Annotated in this window: 2 protein-coding genes; both read left to right on the top strand. The window is 42.0% G+C overall.

The features are described from left to right. The first annotated feature begins 625 nt into the window (after positions 1-625). A complete protein-coding gene (locus QZL64_RS03790; protein WP_021840675.1) occupies positions 626-3,052 on the top strand; it encodes a septum site-determining protein MinC in 2,427 nt (808 codons plus the stop codon). Between the two features lie 74 nt (positions 3,053-3,126). Further along, positions 3,127-6,224: hypothetical protein (locus QZL64_RS03795; RefSeq protein ID WP_296309271.1), on the top strand; the 3,098-nt coding region annotated here is incomplete at its 3' end.

Genomic DNA, 6,224 nt, shown 5'->3' on the forward strand with positions numbered 1-6,224 from the left:
CACTTGATACTCCGTATGGGTATCAAGTGCTCGTTTTATTTTTAAGATTTTACATAGCAGTAGAGCCTATAAATGTCTGACGATTAATAATGGTGTATCGCGAACGTTCGAGTTATTTTAGTGATAATAGACATTTGTCTTTGTGATATAATACTTTTTAAAGACGATTTATAACTAACGTTTTCAGATTGAAAAATTTAAGCATATTTTGCTTTTACACTTGATAAGGTGGCGGTTTGTTAACCGTCACCTTTTATTTTTTTGCACTTTGTTAAATAGCATATATAATTTTAAGTTATTACTATGTTATTGATATGACATAAATATAAACGATAAATGCATCAAAAATAAATGTGAATAAAAAGAGAAATACAGAATTTATAAGGTTCTTTAGAAAGTAGGAATTAATAAAATTTAAAATTAATTTTAAGAAAAAGTTGGATTAATTTTGATAAATATGTCATTATAATATTATAAATGATTAATGTGGATATAATATATAACATTTAATCATCTTTTTTGGGGAATTAAAACTGAATATAGAAACACGATAAGTATTGGATAATTTTTTACTTACACTACATGGGGACGATTAGGTTAGTGTTAATTGAAAGGGGTACATCTTATGAGTAAAAAATCCAGAGCGCTGTTAGTGGCGTCATTGCTTACGAGCTCGGTGCTATACCCGAGTTTAGGTGTGTTGGCGGCGGATCTCACAGAAGATCAACAGGCCGTATATGATGCGGTGATTCAGCAGTTACAATTGGGAGAAGGTCCGGGCGTTACTATAGGGGAAAATTCGGCTACAAAAATGGACACGTCTGTAGCCATTGGTACAAATGCTAATGCCAACGCGAATTCATCGAATACTGCTGTCGGTTGGAATGCTACAGCTACGGGTATTGGGCATAGTGCGGCCTATGGGACTAACTCAAAAGCACTGGGCGAAGGATCTCTTGCCGTTGGTCCGGGCGCAGAGGCATATGGAAAGTCCGGTATTGCGATTGGTAATACTGCGATAAGTAATACGGAAACCTTGGCTGAATCATCCATTGCTATCGGTGATAGAGCGGAAGCAAAAAGCAGTGGATCTATTGGCATGGGCATTAAGAGTATTGCATCAGGAAAACGCAGCATGGCCATGGGGATTCAAACACAGGCTACCGGTAATTATTCAATGGCCATAGGTGGTTATTCAAATGCGAGTGGTGCAGATTCAATTGCATTAGGTCATAATGCTGTTGCTGCCACTAGCTCTTCCGTAGCAATTGGGGCTAAGAGTGTGGCAGATAGGGGCTATGATACCTACGGCTATACAGTAGATCATGCGGCGTTTACAAGTGATGCCGAATTACTTACTTATCTTGGAAAAATAGACGAGTATAATGCAACTGTAGATATTATTGCAGCGAATAAAAAAGATTATGACGAAAAATATGCGGCATGGAGAGCTGATAGAGGTAATGAAGAATTAAGAGTGGTGGCCGAAGAAGCTGAAGCAAAATGGGTTGCCAGCCAACAAGCTCTATTAAAACTTACGGCTGCGTATAAATCGTATTTTGGTGCTGCCTCGGTAGGTACAGATTTTGCGACACGTCAAATTACCGGTGTAGCAGCTGGTAGTGAAGATACTGACGCCGTTAACGTGGCTCAGTTGAAAGCTCTTAATACTAAAGTTGACGCGAATAAGATAGAGTATGTTTCAATTAACTCTTCTGTAGAAGAAAATAAAGGAAATGATGGAGCAACCGCAACGGATACGGTTGCTATTGGACCGAAAGCAAGTGCTACTTATGAAGGTGCAGTTGCTATTGGGCGTAACGTTACTGCAAATGGTGGGGTAGCTATTGGCCAAAATTCATCGTCAACTTCAGAACATAGCGTAGCTATTGGTTTAGGCTCGGTTGCAGGAGATTCTTTGCAGGCTGATGTAGCTATTGGTAATGTGGCTAAGGCAGCCGGATATAGTGTAGCCATCGGTAATGGTGCGAGTGCTTTTATGGATTCGGATCCTGAGCATGGTGGTAGTGGTTTGGCTGTTGCCATTGGTAGTGGTGCTGTTGTGTCGGGGCAAGGTGGTGTAGCCGTCGGTCAAGGCTCAAAAGCGGTATTCCAATCTAATGCTATGGGCTCTTTGGCTAAAGCAACTGCTCGCGGTGCAGTTGCTATCGGTGACACAACGGAAGCTACAGGTGTAGGAGCAGTATCAATTGGTAATAGAGCTGAAGCTGATAATGTAATGGGCATCGCTATAGGTACCTATACTAAAGGTTTGGGATACGGGACCATTGGTATTGGTGGAAATGCAGAAGCTACTGGCAATTGGAGTATGGCAATGGGGCAAAGTTCTGTAGCCAGTGCCAAGTTAAGTACTGCTTTAGGCCATTATAGTAACGTTACTTCAGAGAAATCTGTAGCAGTGGGACCTTATGCTAGTGCTCAAAATGGCAGTTTTGCTACAGCATTAGGGTACTCGGCTAGTACTAGCGCTGGAAGTGCAGTGGCTTTAGGTAGTTATTCTGCTGCATCCGGTGGTGCCTCTATGGCATTAGGGTATGATTCAGCAGCTAATGTGAATACCGGTGTAGCATTAGGTGCGTTCTCTGTAGCCGATAGAGGAAGTAAGGTACATGGCTATAATGTAGATAGCGTAGGCTTTGGAGCAGATGAAGATATTGCTGCTTATATTGGAAAAGCAGAAGCGTATCAGACAGCAACAGAAGATTTTAACGCTAAATTAGCTGTTTATAACGAGAAAAAAGCTGCTTTAGCTGATGATCCTGATAATGAACAATTAAAAACAGAATATGAAGAAGCAAGTAAGGCTGCTGAAGCTAGCTTTGATGCTCGTAATGCGATTGTATCTGCGTACCGCTCCGGTTTAGGTGCTATTTCCGTAGGTACTGCGGGTGATACTCGTCAAATTACCAATGTAGCTGCAGGTAGTGAAGATACTGATGCAGTTAACGTGGCACAGCTGAAAGGGCTGAAGACTTTAGTAGATACTAAAGTCTTGAAGATAATAGTAAAGGTTATTTCCATGCAAATATAAAAGAAGCTACAGATCCTACATGGAATAACTATGGATTGATGAGTGAAACCGGTGGTGCAGGTGGACTTTACTCAGTGGCAGCTGGTATAGAAGCTCAAGTTAATAAAGACGCGGAAAAGGCTGTCGCTATAGGGTATCGGACAAAGACAAAACAAACAGGTGGAATAGCAGTCGGTTATGATACTGTTAGTGACGGCAAACATGCTGTAGCGATTGGTCAAGATGCTGTGGCAAAAGGCGTTGATGCGACGGCTTTAGGGTTTAATGCACAGGCATTAAATGCACAGTCATTGGCGTTGGGGAATCAGGCGAAAGCGACTGGGGCATGGAGTATTGCCATTGCTCAAGATACAGAAGCGTCAGGTCATTTGTCTTTAGCTGCTTCATATGGTGCTAAGACAGCAGGGCTTCAGTCAGTGGGTATTGGTGTTTTAGCAGCAACATCCTCGGCTGCAGAAAACTCGGTAGCTATCGGCACAATGGCGCAGGCGTTGGGCGAAAATACAACGGCTATTGGTCCTACGGCAAAAGTGCAAGGGAGTCGTTCGGTTGGTTTAGGTCAAGGTGCAACTACAGAAAGCACCGCTTATAATGGCACTGCAATCGGTAGAAATGCATATATTGGCTCGATACGTGATTCTGGTGGGGGAATCGGTATACCTTCAGATGGAATTAGTGAAGGAGATGACACGACACCTGAAGTAGGTAAAGAGCATATGAACTCTACTGCATTAGGTTTTGCAGCCAAAGCTTTTGGCTTCCAAACATTATCCGTAGGTGCCGGTGCTGAAACTTATGATACCAATACCATAGCAATAGGGGTAAATGCCGTAGCAAAAGATCATTACGCGACAGCTTTAGGGAAACAAGCGCGTGCGACTGGTAAAAATTCGACTGCTATCGGCCACTGGGCAACTAGTGTCGGTGAAGATTCTGTGTCTATCGGTACTCTTTCTACAATTCAAGGTTTAGATGGAAAGACGGCAATCAATAAATCTGCTACATTAGGTAGTTACTCTCGTGCAGCTATTGATAATTCTGTAGCATTAGGTTATGAATCTTTAGCTTATGTAGGTGATAATGTTGCCACTAAAGCTTATTTAACTGATGAAGCTTTTACAAAAGAAAATGGCGTCGTATCTGTCGGTAATGCTGAATATACTATCGGTGAAACCACGGTTGAAGCCAATCGTCGTCGTATTACTAACATAGCAGGTGGTGCTGCTGATTATGATGCGGTTAACGTGGCTCAATTACAAGCTGTAGAGGCTGAAGGCCTTAACTTTAAAGGCGATGGTGATACTATTGTTCATCGCAATCTAGGCACTGAATTAATTATTTCCGGTGGTAATACAGATACTACAACATTAACAGATAATAATATCGGTGTTGTAGCAGACAAAGACAGTGGTTCTTTAAGTGTTAAATTATCTAAGAACCTTAACTTGGCTGATGGTAGTGTAACCTTTGCAGAAACCGCAAAAGATGCAGACGGTAACCCTCTAGTTAAAGGTGAAGATGGTAAATGGTACACGGATTTAACAGATGCGGTTTATAATGCAGATTCGCAGACTTATACCAAGGATGGTGCAGATTTAACGGCTGTCGAAAGTCCGATTGTAGGAGCGGTGAAGTTGAGTTCAACTGGCCTAGACAATGGTAATCAACGAATTACTAACGTGGCAGCTGGTGTTGATGGTACCGATGCTGTAAATATGTCTCAGTTAACTGCTCTTACTAATAAAGTCGATGCCAATAAGATTGAATACGTATCTATTAAATCTGCCGAAACTGAGAATAAACTTAATGATGGGGCTACGGGAGATAACTCGATTGCTATTGGTCCTAAAACAAAAGTAACGTCTGCAAGTGCTGTTGCTATTGGTTCCCAATCTGAAATTAGTAATTCTAATTTTAGCAGTGCGTATGGTGCCACTTCTAAGGTAACCGGTTCGGAACAAGGTACTGCAATTGGTTACGGGGCTATAGTAGATAATTCGTTATTTGGAACTGCACTCGGTACAAGGGCTAATGTTACTAATTCACTCCAGGGGACTGCTGTAGGGCAATCGGCTATTGTTAGTGGTTCAAATTATGGAACTTCCTTGGGCACATTCTCGAAAGTAATAAACTCTGATTCCGGTATTGCTATTGGTTCTATGGCAAATGTTAATAACGCAAATTATGGCATGGCCATAGGTATTAACAGTTCTGTTACTATTCAAGGCGGTACAGCCTTAGGCTATGGAACGTCTGTAACAGAAAAATCGGGGGTTGCCTTGGGGTTAGGTGCAGTGGCTAATCGAAGTGCTGAAGTATATGGCTATTCACCTGATGGTGTGACCTTTACGGATGATGCATCAGTAGCAGCTTATCTAGGTAAAACTGCTGAATTCGAACAGGCAAATCAAGATTATGTTGAAAAAGTTCAAATTTTCCAGGAAAAATTAGTGGCATATCAGCAAAATCCGAGAGATCCAAATGCAATACAAGCTTACGTAGATGCTGCAAACGCTATGACTGAAAGTTTTGAAAAACGAACTGGTATTATTGCAGCCTATAAACCTAGTTATGGTGCCGTTTCAGTAGGTGGTTCGGGTGCTACTCGTCAGATTATTAATGTTGCGGCAGGCTCTGAAGATACTGATGCCGTTAACTTGGCTCAACTTAAAACGGTAGAAACAATTGCCAAGGCTCATACTGAACTCACTCTTGATGGTAAATCTGCAATAGTAGGTACTGACGGCAAGTTAGGCGACTATATCGGCGAAAACAACCTTACTATGGCCGTGAAAGACGTTAATGGTCAGAAGGTTTACGATCTTAAATTGAAGAATGAAGTTGTTATCGGCCAACCTGGTAAGGATGGTAAAGATGGTACGCCAGGTAGCATCGGTTTAGTTGGTCCTCAAGGTCCTGCCGGTGAAGATGGGCAGCTGGGCAAAAATGCTTACGGCGAAATCTCCGTTAAGAACGGTGTCGATGGTGTCGACGGCAAGCATGGTAAAGACGGTATCACTCGTATCGTATATGAAGATGAAAACGGTGAAGAACATACCGTAGCTACGCTGGAAGACGGCTTGAAGTTTGCCGGTGATACGAAGGACGTTACTATTCCTAAGAAGCTCAATGAAACCTTAGAAGTTAAAGGCGGCATTAGTGATGCAAGCTT

This window comes from Veillonella sp. CAG:933, from assembly GCF_000431435.1.
Classification (GTDB): domain Bacteria; phylum Bacillota; class Negativicutes; order Veillonellales; family Veillonellaceae; genus Veillonella_A.